This window comes from Dyella terrae, assembly GCF_004322705.1.
Taxonomy (GTDB): Bacteria; Pseudomonadota; Gammaproteobacteria; order Xanthomonadales; family Rhodanobacteraceae; genus Dyella_D; species Dyella_D terrae.
In genome coordinates, this window is record NZ_SIZZ01000001.1 from 1,683,933 (window position 1) to 1,697,795 (window position 13,863).

Genomic DNA, 13,863 nt, shown 5'->3' on the forward strand with positions numbered 1-13,863 from the left:
TAGGCCAGAGGTCATGGTTTGGCGTCGAAAGCCGGAGCGCGCCGGGACGATCAATAGACGTCCCGGCGGTATCGGCCGTCGATGCGCAATTGCTCAACGGCGCTTTCGCCAAGGATGTCGCGCAGGGCAGCGTCCACGCCTGGGGCCATGCCGGCGAGACTGCCGCAAACGAACAAGGCCGCGCCCTGGTCGACCCAGTGGCGCACCTCATCCGCCGCATCACGCAAGCATTGCTGGACATAGCGCCCATTGCCGGGATCGCGGGACCACGCAAGGTCCAGCCGCTGAAGGTGCCCCTCCCTTTGCCAGCGCTCGATATCTTCCCGATGGAAGAAATCGCGGGCCGCCTGACGTTCGCCGAAGACCAGCCAGTTCCGATGATGGCCGGTCGATTCGCGTTGCCTGAGCAAGGCACGCAGGCCCGCCAGGCCCGTCCCGTTGCCAATCAGGATCATCGGGACATCGCCTGCCGGCGCATGGAACTGTGGATTGGCCCGGATGCGCAACGCGACCTCGTCGCCTGGCTGCGCGCCCGATGTCAGCCATCCGGAACCCAGGCCCAGTTGCCCGTCGTCGCGCCACATCTGGCGGACCAGCAAATGCACGGCGCCGTCGGCCGGAAGCGAGGCGATGGAATACTCGCGATGCGGGAGATTCTTCAGGCTGGCCAGAAGCGTGGCAGTGTCACCTGAAGTCAGCGGCAACGTCGGCAGGTAGCTGCGCGACATGCGTGAGCGCAGGCTTTCCCCGTCCGCCATGAGCGCGCCATCGACACCCGCGCGATCCAGCCATGCCTGCACGCTGGTTGCCGAATGACGGGGCTCCACTTCGGCGATATCGCCCGCCTGCCACGTGATGGCCTCGCGCGGCTCAAGCACCAGGTGATAGCACGCCTCTCCGAGGCTGTCCGGATTCAGGTGCTGGCGTTCGCGCAGGGTCCACGTCTGGTACGCGGGACGCTGCCAGTCGGGAAGATCGACCGCGCCACTAAGCACCGACAGATGATGCTGCCAGTGGCGCAACGCTCCATCGTCTCCGTTGTTCACTTCCACCGGATCGAACAGCGGCTGCGCGCCACTTTGAACCAGCCAGTGATGCAGTCGCCGGCCGAAGCCACAGAAGTCTTCGTAGTCGCGATCACCCAGGGCGAGCACGCCGTAGGTGACGCCGTGCAGGTCGCGTGGCGCCCGCATCGTCTGATCGGAGAAGCGCGCCGCACTATCGGGTGCATCGCCTTCTCCGGTCGTGCTGACCACGAACAGCACGCGGCCCGCGTTGCGCAGATCGGCATCGGTCAGGCTACCGAGCTCGGCGCGCTGCACGCGCATGCCCGCCTGCACAAGACTGAGTTCGGTCTGCTGCGCCAGCTGGTCGGCAAAGCCGGTCTGACTCGCACAGGCGATCAGCAGCGTTCCCGTGCCCGTGTGTGACGGCACATCCACCGCGACCCGCGGTCGCCGCGCACGCGCCAGCGCCCACGTCAAACCCAGCCAAAGCGCGATGACGCCGACAGCCATCCCGATGCGACTGGCATCAGGCCAGGTCCATGGCGTGCCACCGACATGCAACATCCACAGCCAAGCGGCGATGCCAACCAGCACCGCGCCCAGACCAACATTGCCCCACAAGGCCCGATCGCGCATGTCTCGCCCTAACCCGCGCGCAGTGCTTCAGCGAAGGCTGACGACATGCGCTCGTCGAAATCGTCGGCGACCTGCACGTAAATCAGCACGGCCAGCCTGAGCTCGCGAGCCAGGGACAGCCCGCGATCCGGCCCGAGAACGGTCATCGCCGTGCCCCAGGGATCCGCTTCCATCGCGCTGTTCGCCAGAACGCTGACCGACGCCACGCGGTTCTGGCTCGGCATGCCGCTGCGTGGGTCGATGTGATGCGCGAAGTGCTGTTGCCCTTGCGCAAAATGGCGGCGGTAGTTGCCGGACGTGGCAATCGCGCGCCCTTCCAGCGGCACAATCTGGCTGTGCTGCCCCGACCCGTCGGGCCATTCGATGCCCACACGCCATGGCATGCCATCGGGCTTGCGCCCGTGCCCTTTCATTTCACCACCCACTTCCATCAGCCAGGCCTCGATCCCTTGCGCCGTCAACCACGCGCCCGCGACATCGACACTGAAGCCTTTGGCGACCGACGACAGATCGAGATACGTGCCGCCGGCTTGCCATGCCTCGCAAGTGGACTCGCGAAGCAGGACACGTTGCCAGCCGACGCGTGAGCGTGCTGCCATCCATACCGAATCCGGCGGTGCATCGGCACGCACGCCATCGGGGCCGAAACCCCAGGCATTGACCAGCGGACCAACCGTCGGGTCGTAGGCGCCTTGGGTGAGTTCGGCCACACGCAAAGCGTACTGAACGACGGCAAAGCACTCGCCGGGCAAGGCCACCCAGGTTTGGGCCGGCGCCTGGTTAAAGCGCGACAGATCGGAGTCGGCCTTATACGTGCTCATCTGCGCGTCGACGCGATCCAGCTGCGCCTGCACGCCCGCCTGCAAGTCATCCAGCGAGACGCCGGCCGGCACGACGACGCGTGCCGACCAGGTGGTTCCCATGGTGTCGCCCGACAGCGACTCGACCGTCAGCGACATGGGGCGCTTTACTGCGGCAGCACTTCCAGCGTGGCCGAGTACGACAGGCGACGCTGCTTGGCCTGCTTCACGCTGGTCTTGTTGTCCTGCGTGCTGGCGTTGATCCAGTACATGCCGGCCTTCGGCCAGTTCAGCGTGAACTTGCCGTCCTTGCCGGTGGTCGCCTCGAATTCGTCCTGCGCATTGCGGTAGCGCGTGGCACCCGCAATCGCCGTGACCTTCATGTCGCTCGCCGGCTTGCCATCGATCAACAGCTGGAAGGTTGCGCCTTCACCGGCAACCAGGTCCGTGACGTGGGTGACCGGCACCAGCTCGATGCCCTTGCCCGTCGGCTTCAGGGCGCTTTCGTTCGGCTTGCCGTTGCTGACGAAGGTCTCGACGCGATTGACTGCTTCGCTCACTTCGACGTTCTTCGCACCCGCCGGCAGCTCCTTGGCAAGGCCGGCCGCGTCACCGCGCCAGCGCTTCTTTTGGCCGTCCATTTCGTAGCTGGCAAAGATGCCTTCATTGACCATGGCAATGCGATACGTGCCCTGCTGGGTCAGATGCACATCGAATTCGCTGCGGTACTTGCCGGTGTTGGTGTTCTCCGCCTTCACCGGCTGGCCATCCGGTGCCGTGATCACCAGGCGCGACAGATCGCCCGGCACGTGATCGGGATAGAACAGGTCATTGGAGACGGCCGCATCCACCGTCACCCACGGATCGGCGCCGGACACGTTGGTGGCCGAGGGCACCATCCACATCTTGTGTGCCTGAGCGGCCATAGGCAGCGCGAAGGCCAGGGCCATGGCGGTAAGGGTCAGAGAACGCTTGAACATGTCGCTACTCCCGAAGGGTGAAGTCGGTGGGTCCGCGCAGATGCGCGAGCAAAAATGAAATCAGGGAACCAGGTCGACCTTGACGGCGCCCAGCTCGGAACTGCCCTTGGCATCGAGCTGCTGCGGCGCGCTGACCGGCCAGCTAAATGGCACGCGCACCACTTCGCGACCGCCGACTTCGCGTGCGGCTTCGACGACGAGCTCGTACTTGCCGGGCGCCAGCGTGTTCAGCGGCGCCTTGCCTTCCTGGAACTTCAGCTGCTGCTGGCCCGCCGGTCGCGTCGCGCCGGATACGCCGTCGACCGGCATCTGCAGGTCGCGGCCACCACGACGCCACCACTGGCGCAGCTCCGGCAACCACTTGGTGCCCGCACCCTCCTTGGTTTCCTTCTGCGCATACCAGACGGCCAGCTGCGCGGCGACGCTGTGGTCTTCGCGCTCGATCCACACCGCCGTGTAGGGACGGTGGTACTCGGCGACATCCAGCTGCGGAATCTGCACCGTGACGTTGAGATCGGCGGCCAGCACCGGCGCGGCAATGAGAAGGGCGGGAATCGAAAGAGTCAGACGGCGCATGTCGGGGGACGCTCGTGGGTCAGTAGTTGAATCAATGGATGAACAGCAGCGCGAGCACCAGCGGCAGCACCAGGCCAAACGCCACCAGCGGCCAGGTCGCGCCGCGCTGCGCGGCGTGCATCTTCAGCAACAACAGGCCGGTGACGGAAAAGATCACGCAGGCCAGCGCGAAAATATCGATGAACCAGCCCCACACCGGGCCCGCGTTGCGGCCCTTGTGCAGGTCGTTGAGGTAGGAGATCCAGCCGCGCGTCGTGGTTTCGTATTCGACCTTGCCGGAGAGGCGATCGATGCTCAGCCAGGCATCGCCGCCCGGCCGTGGCATCGACACATAGATCTCGTCGGACGACCAGTCGGCCTTGCGACCGTCCAGGCTCACCTTCACCTGCGTGCTCGCCCAGTCGACGATGGACGCAGGAAGCACCTGGCCCTTGCGCTCGTCCTCACCTTCAATGACCCGGAGCAGCGGCGCCGGTAACTGCGCCTGGCGATGCTCGGTCTTCGGCCTGGCTTCAATTTGCGCAGCGTGGTTGAGCGTGATGCCGGTGATGGCGAACAGCAGCATGGCGATCAGGCAGAGCGCGGAACTGATCCAGTGCCAGCGATGCAGTTGCTTGAGCCAGAAGGCCCGCTGCGGCCGCGCCGGTCTGTGCAAGCTTGTCCGATCCCCGTCCATCCGTTCCGCCCGTAGCCAAACCTTCATGTGCGGGCGAGCCGTGAACTGCCCCGCTTGCGTCGTGTCCCACCTGACCGCCACCTGGCTCGAAACCGTCCCGGAAGCGAACCGACCCAGCATGGGCGCTCGCTACGTCGCGGGAACGGTTTTAAGCTGCCGGCGATACCGCAGCGGCATGGTCGCGGATAGTGGCACAAATGAGAATCACTCGCAATTTTTACCACCCCGGTCCGGCCATCCCCACGCCGGCCCATCGCGTCAACGGAGGACGACATGCGCATCCTGATTGCCGAAGACGATCCGGCCATCGCCGCCGGCGTCAGTGCATCGCTGCGCCAGAGCGGCCATGCGGTTGATCACGTAGCCGACGGCGCCCGCGCCGATGCGGCCCTGCGCGACACGCCGTATGACCTGCTGGTGCTCGATCTGGGCCTGCCCCAGCTGGACGGCAGCGAAGTGCTGCAACGGGTACGCAAACGCGGCAGTGGCTTGCCGGTGCTGGTGGTGACGGCCCGCGAAGGCCTGCGAGAACGCGTGCGCGTGCTGGACCTTGGCGCGGATGACTACCTCGTCAAACCCTTCGCCCTGGCCGAGTTCGAGGCCCGCGTCCGCGCGCTGCTGCGTCGGTACACCTCGCAGGGCGCGCCGGAACTGGTTCTGGGCAAGCTGCGACTGGACCTGCCCGGCCACCGCGCCTGGGTCGGGGAAGACCCTCTGGAACTGACCGCCCGCGAGTTCGGCCTGCTTGAAGCCCTCGCCGCCCGGCCGGACCGTGTTACCAGCCGCGCGCAGCTGGTCGAGGCTCTGTGTAACTGGGATGAGGAGCTGACCGACAACGGCCTGGATATCGCCATCTACCGGCTGCGCCGCAAGCTGTCCGAATCCGGCACCCAGGTCCGCACCATCCGGGGCCTGGGCTATCTGCTGGAAGAGGCCAAGGACGGCGTCGCATGAGCGATGCCGGGCACTCGCGCCAGCCCTGGCTGTATCGAAAGCTCGAACCGGATGGCCGCCAGAGCCTCCGGCGGCGCCTGCTCGCCTTCCTGCTGATTCCCCTGATGGTGCTGTTGCTCGTCGAGAGCCTCATTACCTATGCCGGCGCGTTGATCTACTCCAATCACGTCCACGACCGTGACCTGCAAGGCAGCACCGAAACGCTGGTGCAGATGATGCGCAACCAGGACACCGACGGCCCCATATCCGACCAGGCCCGCTTCCTGCTGCAGTACGACCCGGAAGGCCACAACAGCATCAACTATTTCAGCATCACCAGCCGGCGCTACGGCGTGCTGGCCGGCAGTAACAAACTGGCCCCGCCACCGGGTCTCAACCTGACCATCAACGGCGAACCGAAACTGTTCGACGCGCAGGATGGGGAGCGCCGCCTGCGTGCCGCCAGCGCCATCATTGAAAACGGCGACGAAGTCGGTGACCAGCTGGTCATCACCGTGGCCGAGACGCTGCGCGACCGCCGCCTGCGTGCCCGCGAAATCCTCCTGCTCAGCATTCCCGCGCAGGCGTTGCTGATTGCTGCCGTGTTCGTGCTGGTGTGGATCGGCGTGCGCGTGGGCTTGCGCCAACTCGAGCCGCTGACCACGCGACTGGCCACGCGCGAGCACGATCTCGCCCCCATCGGCGATGAAGACGTGCCAGTGGAAATTCTTCCGTTGACCCGTACGATCGACGCGCTGTTTGGCCGGTTACGCGGCATGCTTGCCCTGCAGGAGCGTTTTATCGCGGATGCCGCGCATCAGTTGCGCACGCCACTGGCGGGCCTGCGCGTACACGTTGAGCGCGCGCAAAGCGATCCGTCGCCAGAAACGGTGCGCGATGCACTCCAGCACATCAACCGGCTGACGCAACGCGCGACCCGCACATCGACGCAATTGCTCGCCCTGACGCGCGCGCAGTCGCCCGAACGCGATGCTTCCTCCCATCGCGCCGTGAATCTGGCACGCCTCATTCCCGAAATCCTTGCATTGCGCGTGCACGAAGCGATCGCCGCCGGCGTGGATCTGGGCTATGAGGGCCCTTCGGATCCGGTATGGATCGAGGGCGACCTGGCCAGCCTCCAGGAGCTGGTCGACAACCTCCTGGACAACAGCCTTCGCTACGCGGGACGCCATGCCGAAGTCACCGTCGCCGTTGCCCGCCAGGACAAGCACGTCATCCTGAGCGTGGAAGACAACGGGCCCGGCGTGCCGGCCTCGTTTCTCAGCCGGCTCGGCGAGCGCTTCTTCCGCGTTCCGGGCAGCAACGAGGAAGGCACCGGACTCGGCCTCGCCATCGTGCAGCGCATTGCCGAGCGACATGGCGCCAAGGTGCGTTACCTGGCCAGCACGCTGGGTGGCCTGAGGGTCGAGGTCGCCTTTCCGGCAGTGGGCGGCGATCAGGCCTAGCCCCGGCGACCGACGCAAACAAAAGGGGCGCCCCTTGCGGAGCGCCCCTTTTTTGTTCCACCAGCGGCGTCGATCAGGCCTTCTTGGCCTTGGTGATCAGCTGGTCCAGCAGCGAGATGGCGAGGTCGATCTCTTCGTGCGTGATGTCCAGCGACGGCGCGAACGTAATGACGTTCTTGTACCAGCCGCCCACATCCAGCACGAGGCCGATCTTCTTGCCGTTGTGCTCCAGGTCACCGGCCAGGCCGATATCGACCATCTTGTCGAGCAGCGCCTTGTTCGGCGTGAAGCCGTCGTCGGTGCAGATTTCGGCGCGCAGGGCGAGACCCAGGCCATCGACGTCGCCGATTTCCTTGTGACGCTTCTGCAGGTCCTTGAGCGCATCGAGGAAGTGCGCGCCCTTCTCGGCCACGGTCTTCTCGTAGTTCAGCTCGTAACCCATGCGGATCACTTCCAGACCCAGCGAGGTGCCCAGCGGGTTGGAGTTGAACGTCGAATGGGTGGAGCCCGGCGGGAAGATCTCCGGGTTGATCATTTCTTCGCGAGCCCACAGGCCCGACAGCGGGTTCAGACCGTTGGTCAGCGCCTTGCCGAAGCAGATCACGTCCGGCGTCACGCCGAAGTGCTCGATCGACCACAGCTTGCCCGTACGCCAGAAACCCATCTGGATTTCATCGACGACCATCAGGATGCCGTACTTGTCCAGCACCTTCTTGAGGTCCTTGAAAAAGTTCTTCGGCGGGATGACGTAGCCGCCCGTGCCCTGGATCGGCTCGACGTAGAACGCGGCGTATTCAGCCTGATTGACCTTGGGATCCCACACGCCGTTGTATTCGGTTTCGAACAGGCGCTCGAACTGGCGCACGCAGGCGTCCGAATACTCTTCCGGCGTCATGCCCTTCGGGCGACGGAAGGGATACGGGAACGGGATGAACATCGCGCGCTCGCCGAAGTGGCCGAAGCGACGACGGTAGCGGTAGCTCGACGTGATCGACGAGGCGCCCAGCGTACGACCGTGATAGCCGCCTTCGAAGGCGAACATCAGGCTCTTGCCGTTCTTGAAGTTGCGCACCAGCTTCAGCGAGTCTTCGACCGCCTGCGCGCCACCCACGTTGAAGTGCACGCGACCCTTGAGGCCGAACTTCTCCTGGGCATCGACGGCAATCGTCTTGGCCAGCTCGATGCGGGTCTGGTGCAGGTACTGGCTGGCAACCTGCGGCAGCACGTCGATCTGGCGCTTGAGCGTGTCGTTCAGGCGCTTGTTGCCGTAACCGAAGTTGACGGCCGAGTACCACATCTGCAGATCGAGGAACGGCACGCCGGCCGTGTCGTACATCCAGCTGCCCTCGCCGTGACGGAAGATCTTCGGCGGGTCGACGTAGTGGACGGTGTCGCCAAACGAGCTGTACTGGGCTTCATCGGCCAGCAGCTGGGCATCGGGGATCACGCCAGCGGCGGCGTTCGGGTCGTAGGCATTCATGCAATGAGTCCGGATAGCGGAAGCAAATCAGTAAAAGAGAATACTCAGTTGGCGGCCACGGCCACACGCGGGTGGCCATGTTCAGCCAGCAGGCTGCCATCAAGCAGGCGCGGCAGCAATTCCAGCGCGTCCTCGAAGCCCGTGATCGGCACGTAGGGGATGCCGGCAGCGCGGCAATGCTCGATCAGGCGGTGTTTGGCGAAGACGAAATCAACGCGGTCGGCGGCGCAGAAATCCGAGGCGCCATCGCCGATCAACAAGGTGCGTGCACCGGTACCGCGGGCCTGCTCGACGCAGGCGCACTTGCAGGTACCGCTGCGGCAGCCCTCGGCCTTGAACGGCGAGGTGAGCTGCCAGTGATCCTTGGTCGCGGCCGGCGACAGATGATTCGCGGCCAGCGGCAGGTCATCCAGGCCATAACGGCCAAGGATCTTGTGAATGGCATAGTCGAGACCGTCGCTGACCACGCGCATCGGGATGCCGGCGGCGCGGGTGCGGGCCACGAACTGCGGGAACGCATGATCGATCCACAGGCCCTGCAGGTGCTCGTCGAGCTGCTCCCGGGTCAGCTCGAGCAGAGCCACCTGGCCGGTCATGCATTCACGCGAACCGATGCGCCCGGCGCGCCAGTCCTGCTCCAGCGCTTCCCAACCGGGGCGGCCAAAGCGGTCAAGCAGCGAGTCGATGACGTCCTCCACGGAGATCGTGCCATCAAAGTCGCAGAGGATGTTCCAGGAAGCCACGCGAACCACTCCAGCCAAGTCGGGATGGTGCCACCTTAGGCGTGGGCCCCTTTCGGCCTCCTTTCCACGCCAACATGACGTTTGGCCGAGGAAAAATCGTAGGCCAATGCCCGAACTTCCGGCCCTCCGGGCGGTCGTTCCCGCAGGAAGACCTTCACGCACGCCGTAAACCTGATCTAAGCAAACGCGGTTATGCTTTGGCGGATTCAAGCGGGTGGACTCCACCAGGTCAGTCGGTTCACGCCATCGCATGGTGTCGTGCACCACCCTGTCTGGGCCCCCTCCCCGTCACCCCCTGATCCGAGAGTCTTGTGTCTTTGCGTCCAGCCTCATCGTCGACGTCTGTCATGCCATGGAATGGCCGCCTCAACCGCAACGGCCTGCGGAACGTCGCCCTCGCTGCGCTGCTCACAACTCTGGGCGGCTGCATTTCCACGCCTGCGCCTGACCTCAAGCCGCCGGTGCCCGACACTTGGCGTCACGTGGCACCCGCCGGCACGCCGACCACCGATCTGCAGAACTGGTGGAAGGCGCTGGGTGATCCGCAACTTGACGCGCTGATCGAGCGCGCGATGCAAAGCAACCTCGACGTCCAGCAGGCCGCCGAACGACTGCGCTCCGCACGCATCCTGTATCCCCACGCCAAGGATGCCTACCTGCCCAACCTGCATGCGCGCACCAACGACGTCATCGACCCGGATACCACCGCGTCGTACTTCGTCGTCGGCTTCGATGCCATGTGGGAGCTGCCGTTGTTCGGTTCCTGGCAGGGCACGGACCGCCTCGCTCAGTCGCAGGTCAACAGCGCAGCCGCCGCCTTGCGCGGCGCCCAGGTTTCCCTGGTGGCCGAAATCACGCGTCGTTGGATCGAGCTCCGTTCGGCCCAGGCCCAGGGACAACTGCTGCAGTCCATTTACGACGCGCAAGCCCAGCGCGCCAAACTCGTGCAGACGCGGGTCGACCTCAAGCTGGCATCGCCTGCGGAGGCCGGCCGTGCCCGGGCCGAGCTGGCCCGCGCGGAAGCGGCCTTGAGCGAACCTCGCCAGGCCATCAACAGCCAGGCCCAGATGCTGGCGGTACTCATGGGTCAGAGCGAACCCGATCCCCAGTGGTTCGAGCCGGGCGCACAGCCACACCTGGGCAGCTGGCAGCTGACGGAAGCACCGGCTGACATGCTGCGCACGCGGCCTGAAATTGCCAGCGCCGAAGCCGAGGTCCTCCGCGCTGCCGGCGAACTCGGCATCAGCCGCGCGGATATCTATCCGCATATCGGCATCGGTGCGTCGATCCAGTGGTCGGCCAACATCGCCCGCAACCATCGCGCCCACACGGGCGAGGCGATCTTTTCGCTGGGTCCGGTGATCGACATCCCCCTGTTCGACTGGGGTCAGCGCGTGGCCACGGCGCACGCCAAGGATCATGAACTGAAGGCCTCCGTGCTTGCTTATCGCCAGGCGGTGCTGCAGGGCGTGGCCGAAACGGAAATCGCCATGGGCGACCTTGAAGAGCTGCGCACGCGCGAAGAAGCGATGCAGCGCGCACGCGATGCCCTCAGGCAGACCAGCGATGCCATGGGCAAGCGCACCGAACTGGGCCTGGGCAGTCACCTGGACCTGCAGGACAGCCTGATCGACATGCATCGCGCGGACATGGAGCTGATCGGCGCGGTGGCCGCTCGCGATCTCGCCTACGTGTCGCTCTACAAGGCACTGGGCGGCGCGCCGCTGCCCGATACCAAGGGTGCCAACTGATGGTGGCGCTCGCACGCAAGACACTCATTTACGAATGGCGCCGCTTCCTGCCGGCGATTCTCGCCGTGGGTTTCGCCGGCTTGCTGCAATTGCTGCAGGCTGCGCTGGTGCTCGGCATCTTCGGCAGCGCCAGCGTGTACATCACCGGTTCGTCAGCCGACCTGTGGGCCGGCTATCCGGGCACGCAGAGCGTGAACCTCGGGCGCCCCATCGATAACGGCGTGGAAATGCGCCTGCGCATGGATCCGGACGTGATGGCCGTCGAGCCGTTCCACTGGGTCGACGCCGACTGGCGTGGTCCGAACGACACCGGCGGTGTGTCCGTCTTTGTGTCCGGCATCAGCACCCGGCCCGACGCCATGATGTTCGCCCATGCCCTGCCCGCGCCGTTGCGCGCGATGCTCGATGAGCCCGACGCCGTGATCGTCGACAAGGCCGATCTCGAAAGCCTTGGCGTCGGCATTGGCGATACCGCCGTCATCAATGGTCATCGGGTACGCGTGGTCGGCGTCAGCAGCGGCCTGCGTGCGCTGGGCGGCGTCAATGTCGTCGCGTCGCTCGCCACCGCCGCTTCGCTCGACACGGATCCCACCAACTTCAATCGCATGACCTATTTCGTGGCGCGCGTGCGCGACGCTTCGCAATCCGATGCCGTGGCGCAACGCCTGCGAGGCGATGGCTCCTTCGGCAGCTACGACGTCTGGACCGCACGCGATTTCGCGCGCCGCTCGCAGCTGTACTGGATGTTCGACACCGGCGCCGGTGCCGGCGTGTTGTTCCTGGCCGGCATCGTGTTCCTGGTAGGCGCGGTGATCACCAGCCAGACCCTGGTCGCCGCTGTCATTGGTTCGGTGCGCGAATACGCGACGCTCAACGCGTTGGGCGTGGGCGTGGGCGCATTGCGCAAAGTCGTCATGGAGCAGGCGTTCTGGGTCGGCGCCATCGGCCTGGCGGGAAGCATGGTGCTGGGCATCCTGTTCCTGGCCATTGCGCGAAGCCGCAGCGTGCCGGTCGCGCTCGATCCGATCGTGGCGGCTGCGTGCCTGTTGCTGGGCATGGGCCTGGCCATCGTGTCCGGCCTCGCCGCGATGCGCAGCCTGCGTCGCGCCGATCCGGCGACCTTGTTGAGGTGACCATGGCATCGGTTCCCCACCCGCACGGTCGCATTTCGCTGCAGGCCACGAACGTGACCAAGGCGTTCGAATCCGGCCGTATCCACACGACAGTCCTGCACGATCTGTCGATCGACATGCGCGCCGGCGAACTTACCCTGATTTCCGGGCCCTCCGGCTGCGGCAAGAGCACCCTGCTCGCCATCCTCAGCGGCCTGCAACGGCCGGACCGGGGCAAGGTGACGGCGCTCGGCCAGGACCTTGGCGAACTCGACATGCGCGCGCTCGAACGATTCCGCTTGCTGCATACCGGCTTCGTGTTCCAGGGCTTCAACCTGTTCCCCGCCCTCAATGCGCTGGAGCAGGTGGAACTACCGCTCAGCTATCTCGGGCTGTCGCCGGCCGAAGCGCGGCAACGCGCGACCGCATCGCTGGAAGAAGTCGGTCTCGGGCCGCGCATGCGCCTGCGCCCCTCCGAGCTTTCCGGCGGCGAAAAGCAGCGCGTCGCCATCGCTCGCGCGCTCGCCAAGCGCCCCGAACTGTTGTTCGCCGATGAACCGACCAGCGCGCTGGACGCCGCCAATGGCCAGGTGGTCATCGACATTCTTCACCGTATCGCGCGAGCGCATGGCACCACGGTGCTCTGCGTCAGCCACGATCCCCGCCTGGTCGGCCACGCCGACCGCGTACTTGCCATGGAAGACGGCCGTATCCTCAGTGACCGCAGCCAGCCTTCGCTGCCCACTGCCGTACCCGGTCTGAAGGAAACCTCAGCATGAGCCCGCGACTGATTCTCTCCCTGCTCGTGTTCGGCACCGCCACCGCCACCCTTGTCGCGTGTTCGCATGACGATGCCGCACCGCCGGTCGCCGCGGCCAAGCCCGCCTACGTCGCCGTGGCTCGCGGCCGCATGGATATCGAAGGCGGCCTGCTTCGCCTGGCCATGCCGCGCGACGGCATCGTCACGAGCATCAGCGCGCACGAGGGCATGCACGTCAAGAAAGGCGACGTGCTGGCCACGCTCGACAACGAGCCGGCCCGACTTGCCGTGAACTCCGCCGAAGCCGAACAGCGTCAGGCCGATGCACAAACGCGCAGCCTCGATACCCGCATCGCCACGGCCAACCAGCGCGCGCAGCGCCTCGCTGCCGCCGCAGCGGCCGGTGCAGGTGATGTGCAGAGCGCTGACGACGCCCGCGAAGCTGCCACGCAGTTGCAGGCGGAGCTTGAGAACGCACGCGCGGCTTCGGCACTCGCCACGCAAAAGGTCGCCGCGGCACGTTACGAACTTTCGCAGCGCACCCTCGTCGCCCCCATCGATGCGCAGGTCGTGCAGCGCACGGTGCAGGTCGGTGCGAGCGTGTCCGCCCAGGGTGGCCCGGCCTTCGTGCTGCTGCCCGACCTGCCGCGCATCGTGCGCGCTGAACTCAACGAATCTTTTGTCCGCACTGTCAGCGTAGGCATGGCGGCCAACGTGGTCGACGACAGTGGCAGCGGCATGCCGACGCTCGCGGCGCACGTCGTGCGCATCGGCGAAGTCTTCGGTTCGAGCACGCTGGAAGACGATCCGCTCGTGCGCGCGAATACGCGCACGGTCGAATGCGTACTGGCACTCGATCAACCCGCACCGCAAAGCGTACGCATCGGCCAGCGCGTCATCGTGCAGTTTGGCTCGCCGAAGCAAGGCGCGACCAAGCCGTGAG

At 65.7% G+C, this 13,863-nt stretch carries 13 protein-coding genes; 6 read left to right on the top strand and 7 right to left on the bottom strand.

The features are described 5' to 3' along the window. Positions 1-50 precede the first annotated feature (50 nt). The 5 genes from EYV96_RS07560 to EYV96_RS07580 are packed head-to-tail and all read right to left on the bottom strand — an operon-like array spanning position 51 to position 4,702. A complete protein-coding gene (locus EYV96_RS07560) occupies positions 51-1,643 on the bottom strand; it encodes a sulfite reductase subunit alpha (RefSeq protein ID WP_131150830.1) in 1,593 nt (530 codons plus the stop codon). A gap of 8 nt (positions 1,644-1,651) precedes the next feature. Further along, positions 1,652-2,602: an FAD:protein FMN transferase gene (locus EYV96_RS07565; protein WP_131150831.1), complete on the bottom strand. Its 951-nt coding sequence runs from the start codon at positions 2,600-2,602 to the stop codon at positions 1,652-1,654. Between the two features lie 8 nt (positions 2,603-2,610). Continuing rightward, positions 2,611-3,423 carry a DUF4198 domain-containing protein gene (locus EYV96_RS07570; protein WP_131150832.1) on the bottom strand — a complete coding sequence of 271 codons (813 nt, stop codon included), beginning with the start codon at positions 3,421-3,423 and terminating at the stop codon, positions 2,611-2,613. Between the two features lie 60 nt (positions 3,424-3,483). Next, on the bottom strand, positions 3,484-3,999 hold the full coding sequence (locus EYV96_RS07575; RefSeq protein ID WP_131150833.1) for a DUF2271 domain-containing protein: 516 nt from the start codon (positions 3,997-3,999) through the stop codon (positions 3,484-3,486). 31 nt (positions 4,000-4,030) lie between these two features. Beyond that, positions 4,031-4,702, bottom strand: coding sequence for a PepSY-associated TM helix domain-containing protein (locus EYV96_RS07580; RefSeq protein WP_131150834.1), 672 nt, complete (start codon positions 4,700-4,702; stop codon positions 4,031-4,033). A 246-nt stretch (positions 4,703-4,948) separates the two neighbouring features. Here EYV96_RS07580 and EYV96_RS07585 point away from each other — a divergent pair, with 246 nt between their 5' ends. Continuing rightward, positions 4,949-5,629: a response regulator gene (locus EYV96_RS07585; protein WP_131150835.1), complete on the top strand. Its 681-nt coding sequence runs from the start codon at positions 4,949-4,951 to the stop codon at positions 5,627-5,629. Continuing rightward, entirely contained in the window at positions 5,626-7,074 is a 1,449-nt protein-coding gene (locus EYV96_RS07590) for a sensor histidine kinase (RefSeq protein ID WP_131150836.1), read from the top strand. Before EYV96_RS07585 ends, EYV96_RS07590 begins: the two co-directional genes overlap by 4 nt. 73 nt (positions 7,075-7,147) lie before the next feature. Here the strand turns inward: EYV96_RS07590 and EYV96_RS07595 are convergent, their stop codons facing one another. Together EYV96_RS07595 and EYV96_RS07600 are read right to left on the bottom strand one after the other, a co-directional pair. After that, on the bottom strand, positions 7,148-8,554 hold the full coding sequence (locus EYV96_RS07595; RefSeq protein ID WP_131150837.1) for an aspartate aminotransferase family protein: 1,407 nt from the start codon (positions 8,552-8,554) through the stop codon (positions 7,148-7,150). Between the two features lie 44 nt (positions 8,555-8,598). Further along, positions 8,599-9,297: an MtnX-like HAD-IB family phosphatase gene (locus EYV96_RS07600; protein WP_205746106.1), complete on the bottom strand. Its 699-nt coding sequence runs from the start codon at positions 9,295-9,297 to the stop codon at positions 8,599-8,601. A gap of 347 nt (positions 9,298-9,644) precedes the next feature. On the opposite strand from EYV96_RS07600, the gene EYV96_RS07605 reads away from it, so the two are divergent. The 4 genes from EYV96_RS07605 to EYV96_RS07620 are packed head-to-tail and all read left to right on the top strand — an operon-like array spanning position 9,645 to position 13,862. Continuing rightward, entirely contained in the window at positions 9,645-11,048 is a 1,404-nt protein-coding gene (locus EYV96_RS07605) for a TolC family protein (protein WP_131150838.1), read from the top strand. Further along, positions 11,048-12,181: an ABC transporter permease gene (locus tag EYV96_RS07610; protein WP_131150839.1), complete on the top strand. Its 1,134-nt coding sequence runs from the start codon at positions 11,048-11,050 to the stop codon at positions 12,179-12,181. The genes EYV96_RS07605 and EYV96_RS07610 overlap by 1 nt, the downstream gene beginning before the upstream one ends. Before the next feature lie 2 nt (positions 12,182-12,183). After that, positions 12,184-12,939 carry an ABC transporter ATP-binding protein gene (locus EYV96_RS07615; RefSeq protein WP_131150840.1) on the top strand — a complete coding sequence of 252 codons (756 nt, stop codon included), beginning with the start codon at positions 12,184-12,186 and terminating at the stop codon, positions 12,937-12,939. Continuing rightward, positions 12,936-13,862, top strand: a complete 927-nt coding sequence (locus EYV96_RS07620; RefSeq protein ID WP_131150841.1) for an efflux RND transporter periplasmic adaptor subunit — start codon at positions 12,936-12,938, stop codon at positions 13,860-13,862. Before EYV96_RS07615 ends, EYV96_RS07620 begins: the two co-directional genes overlap by 4 nt. Position 13,863: the final 1 nt, after the last annotated feature.

Coding starts and splice junctions, on each gene's coding strand:
- EYV96_RS07580 (WP_131150834.1), bottom strand. CDS start 4,702: ATGAAGGTTTGGCTACGGGCGGAACGGATGGACGGGGATCGGACAAGC.
- EYV96_RS07570 (WP_131150832.1), bottom strand. CDS start 3,423: ATGTTCAAGCGTTCTCTGACCCTTACCGCCATGGCCCTGGCCTTCGCG.
- EYV96_RS07590 (WP_131150836.1), top strand. CDS start 5,626: ATGAGCGATGCCGGGCACTCGCGCCAGCCCTGGCTGTATCGAAAGCTC.
- EYV96_RS07585 (WP_131150835.1), top strand. CDS start 4,949: ATGCGCATCCTGATTGCCGAAGACGATCCGGCCATCGCCGCCGGCGTC.
- EYV96_RS07620 (WP_131150841.1), top strand. CDS start 12,936: ATGAGCCCGCGACTGATTCTCTCCCTGCTCGTGTTCGGCACCGCCACC.
- EYV96_RS07595 (WP_131150837.1), bottom strand. CDS start 8,554: ATGAATGCCTACGACCCGAACGCCGCCGCTGGCGTGATCCCCGATGCC.
- EYV96_RS07605 (WP_131150838.1), top strand. CDS start 9,645: ATGCCATGGAATGGCCGCCTCAACCGCAACGGCCTGCGGAACGTCGCC.
- EYV96_RS07575 (WP_131150833.1), bottom strand. CDS start 3,999: ATGCGCCGTCTGACTCTTTCGATTCCCGCCCTTCTCATTGCCGCGCCG.
- EYV96_RS07610 (WP_131150839.1), top strand. CDS start 11,048: ATGGTGGCGCTCGCACGCAAGACACTCATTTACGAATGGCGCCGCTTC.
- EYV96_RS07615 (WP_131150840.1), top strand. CDS start 12,184: ATGGCATCGGTTCCCCACCCGCACGGTCGCATTTCGCTGCAGGCCACG.
- EYV96_RS07565 (WP_131150831.1), bottom strand. CDS start 2,602: ATGTCGCTGACGGTCGAGTCGCTGTCGGGCGACACCATGGGAACCACC.
- EYV96_RS07560 (WP_131150830.1), bottom strand. CDS start 1,643: ATGCGCGATCGGGCCTTGTGGGGCAATGTTGGTCTGGGCGCGGTGCTG.